This window comes from Crossiella sp. CA-258035 (genome assembly GCF_030064675.1).
GTDB lineage: Bacteria > Actinomycetota > Actinomycetes > Mycobacteriales > Pseudonocardiaceae > Crossiella.
In genome coordinates, this window is sequence record NZ_CP116413.1 from 2,311,481 (window position 1) to 2,326,038 (window position 14,558).

Sequence of the window (14,558 nt, forward strand, 5' to 3'; positions counted from 1 at the left end):
GCCGACAGGAGGGACGGAAGCATGAAAATCAGACATCTGGTAGCGGCGGGAGTAGGACTGTTGCTCGCGGCCGCCTCGGTGGCGGTCGCGCCCGCGGCCCAGGCAGCCGGTCCCCGCCCCAACTTCCAGCTGCCCTTCCCCTGCGGACAGGCCTGGAACGGCGACAACGACAACAGCAGCGCGCACCGCGCCTACGAGATCGACTTCAACCGCGGCGGCAGCCCCGGCGCGGACAAGGGCGACACGGTGTCCGCGGCCGCCGCGGGCAAGGTGATCACCTCCGCGCACCAGGGTTCGGTCAACGGCTACGGCAACCTGGTGGTGCTCGACCACGGCGGCGGCTGGCGCACCTACTACGCGCACCTGGATGTCCGCTCGGTCGGGGTCGGCGCGCAGGTCAGGCAGGGTCAGAAGATCGGCACCGTGGGCAACACCAGCAGGCCGGGCAACAACATCACCCCGCACCTGCACTACGAGGTGCGCACCACCGACACCTCCTACCCCGGCAACATCCAGCCCGCCTACTTCAACGGCGCCCGTTTCGGCTACCCGAACCAGACGCTGACCTCCCGCAACTGCGGTGGCGGCGGCAACCCCTACGACGCGGCCGAGGTGTGCGGCGCCGGGTACAGTGTGATCGACACCGCTTCGCTGGGCGCGGCCGGTTCGGTGGCGCTGGCGTTCAACGCGGGCAACGGCAGCAACTGCGTGGTGACGCTCAAGGGCGCCTCGATCGGCACCGCGTCGGCGGTGTCGGCCTACCTGGAGGTGCAGGGCGAGGCGCGGGCGACCGACGCGGGGAGTTTCGACTACTACGCGGGTCCGGTGCGCAAGGCGGCGGCCGGTAAATGCGTGAAATGGGGCGGTTCGGTGGGCTCGGCGGTTTATAACAGTCCGTTCGAGCACTGCGGTTGACCCTGCCCTCTACCTGCGGTAACAGCGCGGGTCTAGGCAAATCCGCTCCGATGGCCGCTTGTTGGTGAGTTTTGCACCGAGATAGGTTCCTGGTGTTCTGCTCGCTGATCAGAGGGGGGCCATCGTGACTCCACGGACCATCCCGGCGGTCCAGAGCTGGGCGGCCAGTGATGGCCGGTACCGGTTCGGTCCCGGCAGCACGATCCTGGTGGACCCGGCCGCGTCGGCCGAGCTGACCGCGGACGCGAACACCTTCGCGGTCGACCTCGGCCTGCTGTTCGAGACCGCTCCGCCCAAGGTGCGCACCGCGGCCGCGGCCGACGCCAGGGACGGCGATCTGGTCCTGGGACTGGGGCTCAGCGACGAGCAGCTCGGCGAGGAGGGCTACCAGCTGGAGATCGGGCCGGTGCTGCGGCTGCACGCCCGGCGCAGGCTCGGCGTGTTCTGGGGCTCCCGCACGGTGTTGCAGCTGTTGCACGGCACCGCGGGCGAGCCGATCCAGGCCGGGCGGATCCGGGACTGGCCGCGCTACACCGTGCGCGGGGCGCTGCTGTGCAACGCCACCAAGCACTACGACATGGGCTGGTGGACCAACCAGATCCGGGACCTGTCCTACCTGAAGTTCAACGAGCTGGTCATCTACGTCGACGGCGTGGGCGTGACCCGCCAGGAGCTGGAACAGATCGCCCGGCTCAGCGAGCAGTACCACGTCACCGTGCTGCCGCAGCTGAACATGCCGGGCCACATGGACCAGGTGCTGCCGCCGCACCGGCAGTACCAGCTGCGCCACCCCAGCGGCGAGTACCGGCACAACGCGCTGGACATCAGCAACGACGCCGCGCGGGAGTGGGCCTTCGGCCTGATCGAGCAGTACCTGCCGATCTTCCCCGGCCCGGTGTGGCACTTCGGCGCGGACGAGTACCCGGCCTGGGCGGGCGGCATCGACGACTTCCCGCAGCTGGCCGAGTACGGCAGGCGCCGCTACGGCGGGCAGGCAAACGGTTGGGACGCCTTCAACGGCTTCATCAACGACGGCGCGGAGCGGATTCGCAGGCACGGCAAGCAGATCCGCATCTGGAGCGACATGCAGCGGGTGCACGCGCAGGTGGTGCGGGTGGACCCGAGCACCGTGATCGAGCACTGGACCAGCGACCGGGAGGGCCTGCTCTCGGTGCAGGACCTGATCAACCGCGGGCACAAGCTGGTCAACGGCAACGACCAGTTCATCTACTACAACGGCGGCCGCAACCCCGACGGCAGCCAGCGCAAGAAGAGCGACGCGCGACGGATCTACGAGCAGTTCCGGCCCGGCGACATGCACGGCGAGGACCTGCCCGACGACCACCCCGCGCTGCTGGGCATCCGGTTCTGCCAGTGGAACGACCTGCCGGTGGAGCAGCTGGAGAGCAGCCAGGCCACCGAGCTGGCCATGTTCGACAGCCTGCGCGCGGTGGCCCAGGCGGCCTGGGGTTCGCCGAAGCTGACCACCAGCTGGGGGGCGTTCAAGCCCATCGTGGACAACGTGGGCCGCGCGCCCGGTTACGCGCCGCCGACCACCGTGCCGTGCGGGCACGGACCGGGCGTGTCCAGGGACGGCTACGAGGTGGTGACCTTCTTCGCCCCGCGCGCCGACGGCAAGGTCGAGCACGGCTGGCAGCACCACCCCGGCCACGGCCCGTGGGCGCGCACCGCTTTTGGTGGCCGCTACGGCGGCGGCATCGCGGGCAACACCCCGGTGATCCTGGACGTCTACGGGCGGCTGACCTACCTGGCCCGCACCAACGCCGGCACGCTGGAGTGCGGCCGCCAGCCCGCGCCCGGCTCGGGCCCGTGGACCGACTTCACCGAGCTGCCGGTCCGGGTGCTCGGCGACCCGGCCATGGTGCTGGACCAGATGGGGCGCTTGACCTTCGTGGTCCGCGCGGCCGAGGGCGGCCTGCTGCTGGGCCGGGAACGCACCCCCGGCTTCGGCGAGTGGGACTACACCCGCCTGCAGGTCGACGCGCACGGTGATCCGGCGATCGTGCTGGACCGGGAGAAGATCCCGTGTTTCGCGGTCCGCACCGGCGGCAGCCGCCTGCTGCTGGGCCGCCGCGAACGCCCCAGCTCCGGCAACTGGCAGTACGCCACCTTCGGCGCCGACATCGCCGGCGACCCGGCCCTGGTGCTCGACCGCGACCGCAGGCTCTTCGCCGCCGCGCGCACCACCAACGGCAGGCTGCTGCTCGCCCAGCACAGCGGAACCCGGTGGGACACCAGGCAGTACAGCGGCGGCATCGCGGGCGAGGTCGCCCTGTCCCTGCAACCGGACGGCAAGCTGACCTTCTTCGCCCGCGACACCGAGGGCCACATCCAGCACGGCTGGCAGAACTCACCCGGCCTGTGGAACTGGTCGGAGGCGGACCTGGGCGGCAACATCACCAGCGACGTCAGCGCGATCCAGGACCACGTGGGCCGGCTGGTGATCTTCGCGCGGAACACCGGCGGCCGGATGCTGCACGGCTGGCAGTCCGCGCCGGGCCAGGGGCCGTGGGACTACACCGAACTGAGCGACGGGTTGCGCTGAACCAGCGGACGAACTAGGGCGGGCCTACGCGCGGGAACCACAGGGGGGAGGGGCTCCGGGGCGTAGGCCCGCGTTGGAAACAGTACTGGTGCGGGTCGGTTGGCGCTGGGTTTCAGCAAGAATTTTTGCGGATTCTTGTGGCGGGCCAACGGGAACCTCACACGGTCTCGCCGGAGCCCGCATTAGTGCTCGGGAATCGTCAACTTCGAGCAGAACCGCGCAGTGCCGGAAGTTTTGCCGGTAATCCACGCCAGAAGTTTTGTCACGACTGCGACAGCTTTGTCTCAAGCTGCCGGTTCCACGGGTTCGAAGATTGGCCCGGTGACTCATTCACCAGCTGTTTGCCTTGTCTGCCAAGGGGTATCCGACTGAATCCTCCCTTCGCCGGGCTCGTTGAGTTCGGTGTAGAACTGACGGGTACCGGTTGAGTGTCTTCAGTCACGACGGTGTGACCTGGGGAGATCGGTTGTTCAGACTGTGAGGTGCGGCTGCGTTGCCGCTCGCTGTGAGGTGTGACACATACAAGTGTTGAAACACCCGGCCGGGCGCGCACGAACTGACACGTAGAGCCGGGCTGAACTTCCCTCAGCTTTCCGGCCGTCGGAAGGAACATGCGATGCGATTCACCGGGCTCCTGCGAATCGGTGCGGCGCTGGCCGCCGTCGCCTTGGCCGCCGCCTGTGGCACACCGGGGCAGGGATCCGCCGGGGGCAGCAAGTCGCTGGTCGCCCGCGCCGGGGACACCAAGAAGGTGACCATCGGGGTTCGCTTCGACCAGCCGGGGTTGTCGCTGAAGGTCACCGAGACCAAGTTCGAGGGCTTCGACATCGACGTGGCGAAGTACATCGCCGGCCAGCTCGGTGTGCAGCCTTCCGACATCACCTGGAAGGAGGTGCGCGCCGCCGACCGGGAGAAGCTGATCAAGGACGGGTCGGTGGACTTCGTGGTCGCGACCTACTCGATCAACGACACCCGGAAGCAGTCGGTGTCCTTCGCCGGACCGTACTTCGTTGCGGGGCAAGCCATCCTGGTCCGGTCGACCACCAACAACATCACCGGCCCGGAGTCGCTCAACGGCAAGAAGCTGTGCTCGGTCAAGGACTCCACCTCGGCCCAGCAGGTGCGGCAGAAGTTCGCCAAGGACGCCCAGCTCGTCGAGTACTTCCGGTACTCCGAGTGCGTCAACGCGCTGCTGCTCAACAACGTCGACGCGGTCACCACCGACGACGTGATCCTGGCCGGTTTCGCCGCGCAGAACCCCGAGCTGCTCAAGGTGGCCGGCAAGCCGTTCACCCAGGAGCGCTACGGCATCGGCCTGAACAAGGACGACGCCGAGGGCCGGACCGCGATCAACGCCGCGATCGAGAAGATGATCAGCAGCGGCGAGTGGAAGAAGTCCATCGACCGCAACGTCGGGCCCTCTGGCTACCAGGTGCCGACACCGCCGTCGATCACGGAGCGGTAGCTCTCACCAGCGCCGACGGCGGGCATCTCCCAGCTTGGGGGACGCCCGCCGTCTTTTTTTGGCCGAGTGGGAACATACCCCCGGGGGGTATTGTTGCAGTGGTCGTCCACTGAGGAGGAGAGAGCAGTGCGCGAACACGAGCAGCAGACGAAGCAGGATGAGCACCCGGGACACGGCGCGGGCGGCCACGAGGGTGGCGGGCACGGCGCACACGCGAGCCATGGCGGCGCTGGTGGGCATGCCGGGCACGGCGGCGCGCACGCGAGCCAGGGCGGTGCGGACGGGCACGCGGGCCACGGCGGCGCGCATGCGAGCCACGGTGCGGGCGAGCATGCGGGCCACGGCGGCCACGGCGCGCATGGCGGCCATGGCGACCATGCCGCGCAGTTCCGGGACCGGTTCTGGTTGAGCCTCGGGCTCAGCGTGCCGGCCGTGTTCGCCTCGCACATGGTCTCCGGCTGGCTCGGCTACCACGTCCCGTCCTGGCTCGCCTGGGTCGCCCCGGTCTTCGGCACCGTGGTCTTCCTCTACGGCGGCGTCCCCTTCCTCACCGGCGCGGTCGGCGAGCTCCGCGCGCGCAGGCCCGGCATGATGACGCTGGTCGCGATGGGCACCTCGGTCGCCTTCCTGGCCAGCGCGCTGGCGACGCTGGGCGTTCTTGGTCCGGAGCTGGACTTCTGGTGGGAGCTGGCGCTGCTGGTGGTGATCATGCTGCTCGGGCACTGGCTGGAGATGCGCGCGCTCGGGCAGGCTTCCGGCGCGCTGGCGGCGCTGGCCGAGTTGTTGCCGGACACCGCGGAACGCCTTGGGGCGGACGGGAACCCGGTGCCGGTGCCGCTGGCGGAGCTGGCCGTGGGTGATGTGGTGCTGGTGCGTTCCGGTGGGCGGGTGCCCGCGGACGGCGTGGTGGTGGACGGGGCGGCCGAGGTCGACGAGTCCATGGTGACCGGGGAGTCGCGGACGGTGCGGCGCGATGTGGGGGACCGGGTGGTGGCGGGCACGGTGGCCACCGACTCGGCGGTGCGGGTGCGGATCAGCGCGGTGGGGGAGCAGACCGCGCTGGCCGGGATCCAGCGGCTGGTCGCGCAGGCCCAGGAGTCGCGGTCCCGGGTGCAGGCCCTGGCGGACCGGGCGGCGGCCGCGTTGTTCTACTTCGCCGCGGCGGCGGGGGTGCTGACCTTCCTGGTCTGGACGTTGCTCGGGGATCTCACCGCCGCCGTGGAACGCACCGTGACGGTGCTGGTGATCGCCTGCCCGCACGCCCTCGGGCTGGCCATCCCACTGGTGATCGCGCTGTCCACCTCGCTGTCGGCCCGCGCGGGCATCCTGGTCAAGGACCGGCTCGCGCTGGAGCGGATGCGCCAGGTCGACGCGGTGCTCTTCGACAAGACCGGCACCCTCACCAAGGGCCGCCCGGCGGTGATCGGCGTGACCGGGCACCCGGACACCCTGCGACTCGCGGCCGCCGCGGAGAGCGACTCCGAGCACCCGCTGGCCCGCGCGGTGGTCACCGCCGCGGGGCCGGACCTGCCGCGCGCCAGTGACTTCCGTTCGCTGACCGGCCGGGGAGTGCGGGCCACCGTGGACGGGTCGGTGATCAGCGTCGGCGGACCGGCGCTGTTGCGGGAGAAGGGGATCGAGCCGCTGACCGGGGCGACGCAGGAGTGGGCGGCCAGGGGTGCGGCGGTGCTGCACGTGTTGCGGGACAACGAGGTGCTGGGTGCGATCGGGCTGGCCGACGAGGTGCGGCCGGAGTCGCGGGAAGCGGTGGCCGAGCTGCACCGGGCCGGAGTGCGGGTGGTCATGGTCACCGGGGACGCCCGGCACGTGGCCGAGGCGGTCGCGGCGGAACTGGGTGTGGACGAGGTGTTCGCCGAGGTGCTGCCCGAGGACAAGGACTCGGCGGTGCGGGCGCTGCAAGAACGCGGGCACCGGGTGGCCATGGTCGGCGACGGGGTGAACGACGCGCCCGCGCTGGCCCGTGCGGACGTGGGCATCGCCATCGGGGCGGGCACCGACGTGGCCATCGAGTCCGCCGGTGTGGTGCTGGCCGGTGACGACCCGCGCGGGGTGCTCGCGGTGCGGCGGCTGTCGGTGGCCAGCTACCGCAAGATGCGGCAGAACCTGGTGTGGGCCACCGGCTACAACGTGCTGTCGGTGCCGCTGGCCGCCGGGGTGCTGGCCGGGATCGGGTTCGTGCTGCCGCCCGCGGTGGGCGCGGTGGCGATGAGCCTGTCCACCATCGTGGTCGCGCTCAACGCCCAGCTGCTGCGCCGGGTCCGGCTCAACAGGGCCAGCGCGGAGCGTCCAGCTTCAGGTTCTTCCGCATCGAGCTGAAGCCGAGCTTGCGGCTGCTGGGGCAGAACTTGTCGTTGGCCACCTCGTACTCCGCGTGCAGGACCGCCTTGCCCGCCTTGATGAACGGCGTGAGCCTGGCGCACTCGTCGAACTCGGCGCACTGCTCGTTGACCGCGAAGTCGAACTCGGCCACCAGCTGCGGAATGAGCCCGAGCGCGTTCTTCAGCCCGATGGCCAACCCCTTGCCGTGGGCCAGCTTCGCCAGCGCCCGGTTGTAGGCGAGCTGGTCCTCGGCGGTGATCTGGTGGCCGGTGTCGTGGGCGTAGGCATCGGCCAGGTCGGCCTCGATCCCGTCAAAACCCTTGTCCCGGCACACCTGGAACCGTTCGGCCATCACCGGCAGCAGCACGTCCAGGCGCTTGACGTCCAGCCAGCGCTCGCCGGGCCAGCCGTTCTCCTTGCCCTGCACCGGACCGCGCAGGCGGTGCGCGTCCGGGCGGTAGTCCTCGCTGGCGCCCACGTTGACGTAGCAGATCACCCTGCTGCCCTTGGCCTTGAGCTCGCGGACCACCTCGGGGCCGTTCTCCACCGCGTCGATGTCGAAGACCTCGGCCTTGACCGAGGTGTCCACCGGCACGGTCAGCTGCCACTGCCAGGTCACGCCCGGCGCGGGCCGCCAGCGCTGTTCCGGCTGCGGCGACCGGGCTGGTGACGGCGGGGCGGACCCCGGCTCCGACGGCGAAGGAGCCGGGGTCCCCGTGCTGCCGGGCGGGGCGTCCGTGCTGGTGGCCGGGGCCACCGGGGAGGCGGGGGTGGCCGCGTCCTCCTCGGTGGCGTTGCCCGGTGCGCAGCCGCCGGCCAGCAAGGCGGCCAGCAGCAGGGTCAGGACACGCGTCGTGGGCCGCAGCGGCCGACGGCCAGGGTCTGCCGGTTGAAATGCCCCGCAAGTCGTCGCCACGGGTTCGCTCCGTCCAGGTCGGTCACGTACACCGCGCCCGCGTTGAACCGCGAGGCCCGCTGCAACGTCCGTTCGGTGTCGCCCCTCGGCGTGCCGTAGACCAGGTGGCAGAACCGCTGGGCCGGCATGCCGTAGGCCCAGGCCGGGACCTTGAGGTTCTCGTGCTCGCGCAGCCGTCCCTCGAAGGTGACCAGCAGGTCGGCCAGCTTGGCGTACCCGTAGGCCGGGTAGACGCCGTGGTTGAACACCACCGTGCGCGCGCCCATCCCGCGTGCGGCCGCGGCCAGGCTCTTGTACTGCGGCAGGTGCTCGGCGTCGGCCGAGACCTGGTCGAAGAACACCCCGTCCACCCGGTACCAGGCGTGGTAGCGGGCGATCTGGCGCTGCACCAGCTCCCGTGAGCAGCGCCCGTAGCCGGTGTCCACGTAGCCCATCACCGGGATGCCGGCCAGCTTGAGCCGCTGCACCACGGCGCTGAACATGATCTCCTTCGCCAGCCCTGGTCCGCTGTCGATGTTGAGGATCACCAGGCGCAGGTACTCCGCGGCGCTGACCAGCGTCTGCCAGTCGGCCGGGGCGGTGGTGGGGTGGAAGTAGGCCGGAACCGCGAGCAGCCCGCGGTCCGGTTCCATGGTCATGTGCGGCATTGCGCCTCCTGCCAGAGGTCCGATAGCGAGGTGGCCAAGTCGATGGCGGGTCGCCAGTCGAGGGCCTTCCCGATCGCACTGATGTCGGCCTGCTGCCACGGCACCTCCGCCGAGCGCGCGGAGCCTGCGTCAGCCTGCCTGATCGGGCCGGTGTAACCGGCTGTCCCGGTGAGCGCCTTGGCCAGCTCGCCCACCGTGACTCCCTCTCCACTGCCGACGTTGAGCACGGGGTCACCGATCTCCGGGGCCAGCGCCGCGGCGTAGACCGCCTCGGCGACGTCCCGGACGTCGATGAAGTCCCGCACCGCGGAGAGCGGGCCGAGCCGGACCTCGTCGCCCTCCGCTTGGGCCCGAAGCAGCTCCTGGGCCAGCCTTCCGGCGACGTTGCCGGGCGGTGATCCGGGGCCGATCGGGTTGAACACCCGCAGTACCACGGCATCCAGGCCTGCCACGCGGGCAAGGCAGACCAACCGGCTGGCGGCCAGCTTGGTGATCCCGTAGACGCCGACCGGTCGTGTCGGAGTCTGCTCGGTGACGGGCTCGCCCGTCACCACCCTGCCGTATTCCGCAGCCGAACCGAGATGCACCAGACGCACCCGCGCGGGGCCGCACAGCGCGGCCCGCACCAGCGCGGCGGGCAGATCTATGTTGCAGGCGGCCAGATCGGCGGGATCGCCGCCGACCAGACCGGCGCAGTTGATCACGATGTCGGGGGCGGTCCGCGCGAGCAGTCCGCCGATCGGGTGAGCGTTCTCGGCTGTCAGGTCCAGCTGGATGTGCCAGGCGGAAGAGGGCAGTGGCCCGCGCGCGACCGTCACGACCTCCAGTCCGGCCCGCTCGGTGAGCCGCCGGTGGACGTGCCTTCCGATGAAGCCGGTGGCGCCGAGCAACAACACGCGGGGCACTGCGATCTCCTCATTGTGTCTGTTGTGGACGGTCATTGTGGACGGTGGAGACGGCGGACGGCGGGTCGGTCGTCTCCGGGAGCCGCCGGTCTCAGGCGGGGACCTTCAGCGGCGGGTGCTGCAACGGGGTGTCCTTGAGCAGGCTGTGCCGCAGCACCGGGAACTCGGCGTTGGCCCGGTCGTAGTCATCGGGACGGCCGATGTCCAGCCAGTAGCCGTCGAACTCGTAGCTGCTGGGCGGGGTGTCGGTCTTGAGCAGGTCCAGCACCAGCTCGTCGAAGCCCAGCGGCAGCCCTGGCGTGTAGCCGCGCAGCGCCTCCCGGCTGACCCCGTAGACGCCCATGCTGACCCGGTAGTCCAGGGTCGGCTTCTCGGTGAACTCCACGATCTTGCCGTCCGCCGCGCTCAGCACGCCGAAGTCGATCTTCACCTGGCGCTGGTAGGTGGCCACGGTCAGCGGCGCCTGCTCCGCGCTGTGCCTGCGCAGCAGCGCGCCGTAGTCCAGGTCGGTGAGCACGTCGCCGTTCATCACCAGGAAGTGCTCGGGCAGCGAGTCCAGCAGCTGCACCACCGGGCCGATGGTGCCCAGCGGGTTCTCCTCCTCGGCGTAGTCCACCGCCATGCCCCACTTGCCGCCGTCGCCGACGTAGGAGCGGATCAGGTCGCCGAGGTAGCCGATGGCCAGGGTGGCGCTGCGGAAACCGCTGTGCGCCAACTGGGTCATCACGATGTCCAGGATGGAGAACTCGTCGCCGATGGGCACCAGCGGCTTGGGCAGGCAGGTGGTGTACGGCCGCAGCCGGACGCCCTTGCCACCGGCCAGGATGATCGCGTGCATCGTCGTTGCCCCTTGTCCTTGCTCGTCGATCACTGGGTGTAGATGCCGGGCTTGTAGTGCGCGAGGTTGGCCGGGTCCCGGAACCACTCGATGGTCTCGGCCAGGCCCTCGTCCCTGGTGTGCGCCGGGGCCCAGCCGGTGCGCTCGCGCAGCTTCGCCGCATCGCACACCAGCCGCTGCACCTCGGAGTTCTTCGGCCGGATGCGCTGGGCTTCCTCGGTGATCACCGCGTCCACGCCCATCACCCGCACCAGGTCCTCGGCCAGCTGCCCGATGGAGACCTCCTCGCCGGTGCCGGCGTTGAACAGCTCGCCCACCACCGCCGAGGCCGGTGCGGTGCCCAGGGTGTGGAAGGCGGCCGCGGTGTCCTTGACGTAGAGGAAGTCGCGGGTCGGGTCCAGCGCGCCCAGCTTCAGCTCGGTGGCCCCGGCGGCCAGCTGGCTGATCACGGTGGGGATCACCGCGCGGGCGGACTGGCGCGGGCCGAAGGTGTTGAACGGCCGCAGCGTCACCGCGGGCACGTCGAAGCTGAGGTGGTAGGACTCGACCAGCTTGTCCGCGCCGATCTTGGAGGCGGCGTAGGGGGACTGGCCCTGCAACGGGTGCGCCTCGCTGATCGGCACGGTCAGCGCGGTGCCGTAGGTCTCGCTGGTGGAGGTGTGCACCAGCCTGGGGGTCTGCTCGGCGCGCACCGCGTCCAGCACGTTCAGCGTGCCGATCACGTTGGTGTCCACATAGGACCGTGGCGCGCGGTAGGAGTAGGGGATCGCGATCAGCGCGGCCAGGTGGTAGACGGCCTCGGCGCCCTCGATGAGCTCGCGGGCGCTGGCCTGGTCCCGGACGTCACCCAGCACGACGTCGACCTGGTCAAGCACCTCGGCGGGCAGCGAGTCCAGCCAGCCCCAGGAGCCGAAGGAGTTGTAGAGCACCATGGCGCGCACCCGGTGGCCGTGCGCGACCAGGCGCTCGACCAGGTGGGAGCCGATGAAGCCCTCGGCGCCGGTCACGGCGACGACGTTGGACACGGTGTTCCTCTTTCTTCTTGGCGGAACTGGGTTTCAGCGGTGGCGGACCGCGCTGCCGAGCGAGACGGCCGCGTGGCAGTACAGGACGAGGAGCAGGGCCAGTGCGACGGACAGCTGCACCCACACGGTGCCCAGCGGCCAGTGCCCGGCCCCGCCGGTGAGGGTGAAGGCCACCTCGGCGGCCAGCGCCGCGCCGCAGGCGAGCAGCGCGATGGTGTTCAGCCCCAAGGCCTGCACCAGCAGGGCGAGGAACAGGGCGCCACCGAGGGCGAGGTAGGCGGTGTAGGTGGGCACCGCGCCGGGGATGGCCCCTGGCACGGCGAGCAGCACCACGGCGCACAGCGCGGCCGCGGCGAGCAGGTAGCGGGTCAGCACCCCGGTGAGCACGAACCGGGAACGCCGGGCGAAGCTGTGCAGCGAGGTGCTCTCCCGCAGCAGGCGGCCCATCCGCCTGCGGTAGCCGAACAGGCACCACTCGGCGATGCCCATGCTCAGCGAGATCGGCAGCGCCGCAAGTGCCGCGCCGGGGATCTCCGGCGCATCCGGCAGCACCGCCCACACCACCGGCAGCGCGAGCAGCCCGGCCGCGCACAGGCCGAACAGCGCGTGCGGCAGCGCGTTGCGCAGCTCGGTCCAGCCGAGCTTCGCCTTGTCCCGCACCGGGTTGGCCGGTCTGGTCCGCCAGATGGCGAACCCGGTGGTGAGCAGCACCGAGCCGATCAGGCCGAGCAGCTCGGCCCAGTGCGGCAGCAGCCGGTGCTCGCCGAGCAGGTGCAGGCCACCGGCCAGCACCGCGGGCGTCAGGGCCAGCAGCAGCAACAGTTCCGCGCCGCGCACCAGCAGCACGGTGGCCGCCAGCAGGTAGACGCCCTGCCCGATGCCCAGGGCCAGCACGGCCCAGCCCGCGTCGCTGGCCACGGCCAGTCCGGTGGAGAGCAGCGCGACCAGCGCGCCGCAGGCGAACAACCCGTTGCGCAGCACCGAGTACGCCGCCGCCGCCCGGCCCTGGCCGAGCCGGACGTAGCCCAGGTAGGACAGGCCCTGGCTCAGCGTCCAGGACAGCACCAGCGAGCCCACCAGCACCGTCAGCGCCGCCGGTCGCACCAGCAGCGGGGTCGCCGCGGTGTAACCCAGGCCGGGCAGCGCGAAGAGCACGCCGCGCAGCAGGTGCAGCTTCGGGTTGGCCGCCCAGACCTCGGGCTGCGGGGCCGGTTCCGCCGGTGCGCGCGGCACCAGCCGGAACAGCTCCTCGGCCAGCGAGAACACGTCGGGACAGCCGAAGCGGGCCTTGACCGCCTGGTCGGAGAGCCCGTCGGCCTCCAGCCCCGCGGCCACCTCCAGCGGGTCGACCGCGTTGGCGCACAAGGACTCGAACCGGTGCGCCAGCTCGCGCAGCCGCGGCGGGATGTCCAGGGTGCGCACATCCGGCAGCGGATCCTGGACGCCGAGCACCCCGAGGGGTTCCAGCTCGGGCACGGTGCCCGCGCTCATGACGCGGCCGCCGTGAGCGCGCGCGCCTGCTCGGTGACCACGCCGAGCCCGGTGTAGAGCTCGTCGAAGGTGCCGACCGCCTTGTCCACGGTGAACAGCTCCAGCGCCCGGTGCCGGGCCGCGGCGGCCATCGCGTGCCGCAGGTCCCGGTCGGCCAGCAGCCGCACACAGGCCTGCGCCATGGCCGCCGGATCCCGTGGCGGCACCACGATCCCGGTGTCGCCCACGGCTTCCGGCACGCCGCCGACGTCGGTGGCCACGCAGGCGCGGCCCACCGTCATCGCCTCGATCAGCGTGTACGGGAAGCCCTCGGAGATGCTGGAGAGCACCACCACGTGCCCGGCCACGTAGGCGTCCCTGATGTCCTCCACCCGGCCCTCGAAGATCACCCGGTCCCCGACACCCAGGCTGTTCGCCAGCTCCTTGCACCGGTTGGCGTAGGTCTCGCCGCCCTTGGGGGTGCCGCCGAACAGCCGCAGCCGCACCTTCGGCACCTGCTCGCAGACCAGCGCGAAGGCCTTGATCAGGGTCTCCAGGTCCTTGATCGGGTCCACCCGGCCGGCCCAGCTCAGCGTGGGCACCTCGGGTTCGGCCTCCACCGCGGGGAAGTCGGCCGGGTCGACGCCGTTGTAGACGGTGCGGATGAGGGCCGGGTCGGTGCCCAGCCGCTCCTCCCAGCGCTTGTTGTAGATGTTGCCGGGCGCGACCAGCGCCGCGGTGCGGTAGGCCAGCTCGCACACCTGCCGGAAGAAGGCCAGGTGCAGCGCCTTCACCGGGTGCCGGTAGGGCGAGCTGCGGTAGCCCAGGTAGCGCTCCCGCAGGTAGATCCCGTGCTCGGTGAGCAGCAGCGGGGTCTGGTGGCACCAGTTGGCGGTCAGCGCGGGCAGCGCGGCCAGCCCGTTGGCCACGCAGTGCGAGACGTCGGCCAGCACCGGTGGCGCGGCCAGCGGCCGGAGCGAGTGCTCCAGCAGCTCGACCGCGGTCACCGCGTCCGCCACCGTCGGCGGCTTGCCCAGCTCCTCGGGCCAGTCCCGCCAGGCGGCCATCATGGCCCGCACCGCGTCCTCATCGCGCAGGCTGGCCGAGAGGTCGCTGCGCTGGCTGTAGTCGAACAGGGCGCGCAGCACGGTGGTGAAGCGGGCCGCCTTGTCCGGCAGGCCGGCCACGGTGAGCGTGGCCAGCAGCTCCCGGAACAGCTCGCCGAACCCGCGCAGGGCCCGCCGCCCCGGCCTGCGACCGTGGTGGTCGGCGCCCCACAGCGGGACCAGCGTCAGCGAGGCCACGTTGGGCGGCAGCTCCCACGCGGTGGGCTCCTGCCCGGTGGAGACCAGCGCCAGCAGGTGGAACCGGTGCTGCGGCAGCCCGCGCACGAGCTGGTCGCACCACACGCTCACCCCGCCGAAGCTGTGCGGGTAGGTGCCCTCGGTCATCAGCGCGACGTCCATCGGAG

At 71.2% G+C, this 14,558-nt stretch carries 11 protein-coding genes; 4 read left to right on the plus strand and 7 right to left on the minus strand.

The genetic code is table 11. The features are described from left to right. Positions 1-21: 21 nt before the first annotated feature. From N8J89_RS11170 to N8J89_RS11185, 4 genes are all read left to right on the plus strand, one after another. Positions 22-915 carry a M23 family metallopeptidase gene (locus tag N8J89_RS11170; protein ID WP_283664259.1) on the plus strand — a complete coding sequence of 298 codons (894 nt, stop codon included), beginning with the start codon at positions 22-24 and terminating at the stop codon, positions 913-915. A gap of 124 nt (positions 916-1,039) precedes the next feature. After that, positions 1,040-3,481, plus strand: a complete 2,442-nt coding sequence (locus N8J89_RS11175; RefSeq protein ID WP_283664260.1) for a DUF8189 domain-containing protein — start codon at positions 1,040-1,042, stop codon at positions 3,479-3,481. Positions 3,482-4,097: 616 nt separating this feature from the next. Beyond that, a complete protein-coding gene (locus N8J89_RS11180; RefSeq protein WP_283664261.1) occupies positions 4,098-4,946 on the plus strand; it encodes a glutamate ABC transporter substrate-binding protein in 849 nt (282 codons plus the stop codon). 126 nt (positions 4,947-5,072) lie between these two features. Beyond that, positions 5,073-7,283 (plus strand): copper-translocating P-type ATPase, encoded by a 2,211-nt coding sequence (locus tag N8J89_RS11185; protein WP_283664262.1) that lies wholly within the window; start codon positions 5,073-5,075, stop codon positions 7,281-7,283. Here the strand turns inward: N8J89_RS11185 and N8J89_RS11190 are convergent. From N8J89_RS11190 to pelF, 7 genes are read right to left on the minus strand one after another with little or no spacing between them, the layout of a single operon-like run. Further along, positions 7,231-8,202 carry an endo alpha-1,4 polygalactosaminidase gene (locus N8J89_RS11190; protein WP_283664263.1) on the minus strand — a complete coding sequence of 324 codons (972 nt, stop codon included), beginning with the start codon at positions 8,200-8,202 and terminating at the stop codon, positions 7,231-7,233. The two genes, N8J89_RS11185 and N8J89_RS11190, sit on opposite strands and share 53 nt — an antisense overlap. Beyond that, the gene (locus N8J89_RS11195; RefSeq protein WP_283664264.1) at positions 8,127-8,840 is read right to left on the minus strand and encodes a spherulation-specific family 4 protein; all 714 of its coding nucleotides are present in this window, start codon (positions 8,838-8,840) and stop codon (positions 8,127-8,129) included. The genes N8J89_RS11190 and N8J89_RS11195 overlap by 76 nt, the downstream gene beginning before the upstream one ends. After that, positions 8,837-9,790, minus strand: coding sequence for an NAD-dependent epimerase/dehydratase family protein (locus N8J89_RS11200; protein ID WP_283664265.1), 954 nt, complete (start codon positions 9,788-9,790; stop codon positions 8,837-8,839). Before N8J89_RS11200 ends, N8J89_RS11195 begins: the two co-directional genes overlap by 4 nt. A 55-nt stretch (positions 9,791-9,845) precedes the next feature. Beyond that, entirely contained in the window at positions 9,846-10,592 is a 747-nt protein-coding gene (locus N8J89_RS11205) for a sugar phosphate nucleotidyltransferase (protein WP_283664266.1), read from the minus strand. Between the two features lie 29 nt (positions 10,593-10,621). Beyond that, positions 10,622-11,617 carry an SDR family NAD(P)-dependent oxidoreductase gene (locus N8J89_RS11210; RefSeq protein WP_283664267.1) on the minus strand — a complete coding sequence of 332 codons (996 nt, stop codon included), beginning with the start codon at positions 11,615-11,617 and terminating at the stop codon, positions 10,622-10,624. Between the two features lie 33 nt (positions 11,618-11,650). Next, entirely contained in the window at positions 11,651-13,108 is a 1,458-nt protein-coding gene (locus N8J89_RS11215; RefSeq protein ID WP_283664268.1) for a hypothetical protein, read from the minus strand. After that, positions 13,105-14,553, minus strand: a complete 1,449-nt coding sequence (gene pelF / locus N8J89_RS11220) for a GT4 family glycosyltransferase PelF (RefSeq protein ID WP_283664269.1) — start codon at positions 14,551-14,553, stop codon at positions 13,105-13,107. Before pelF ends, N8J89_RS11215 begins: the two co-directional genes overlap by 4 nt. Positions 14,554-14,558 lie beyond the last annotated feature (5 nt).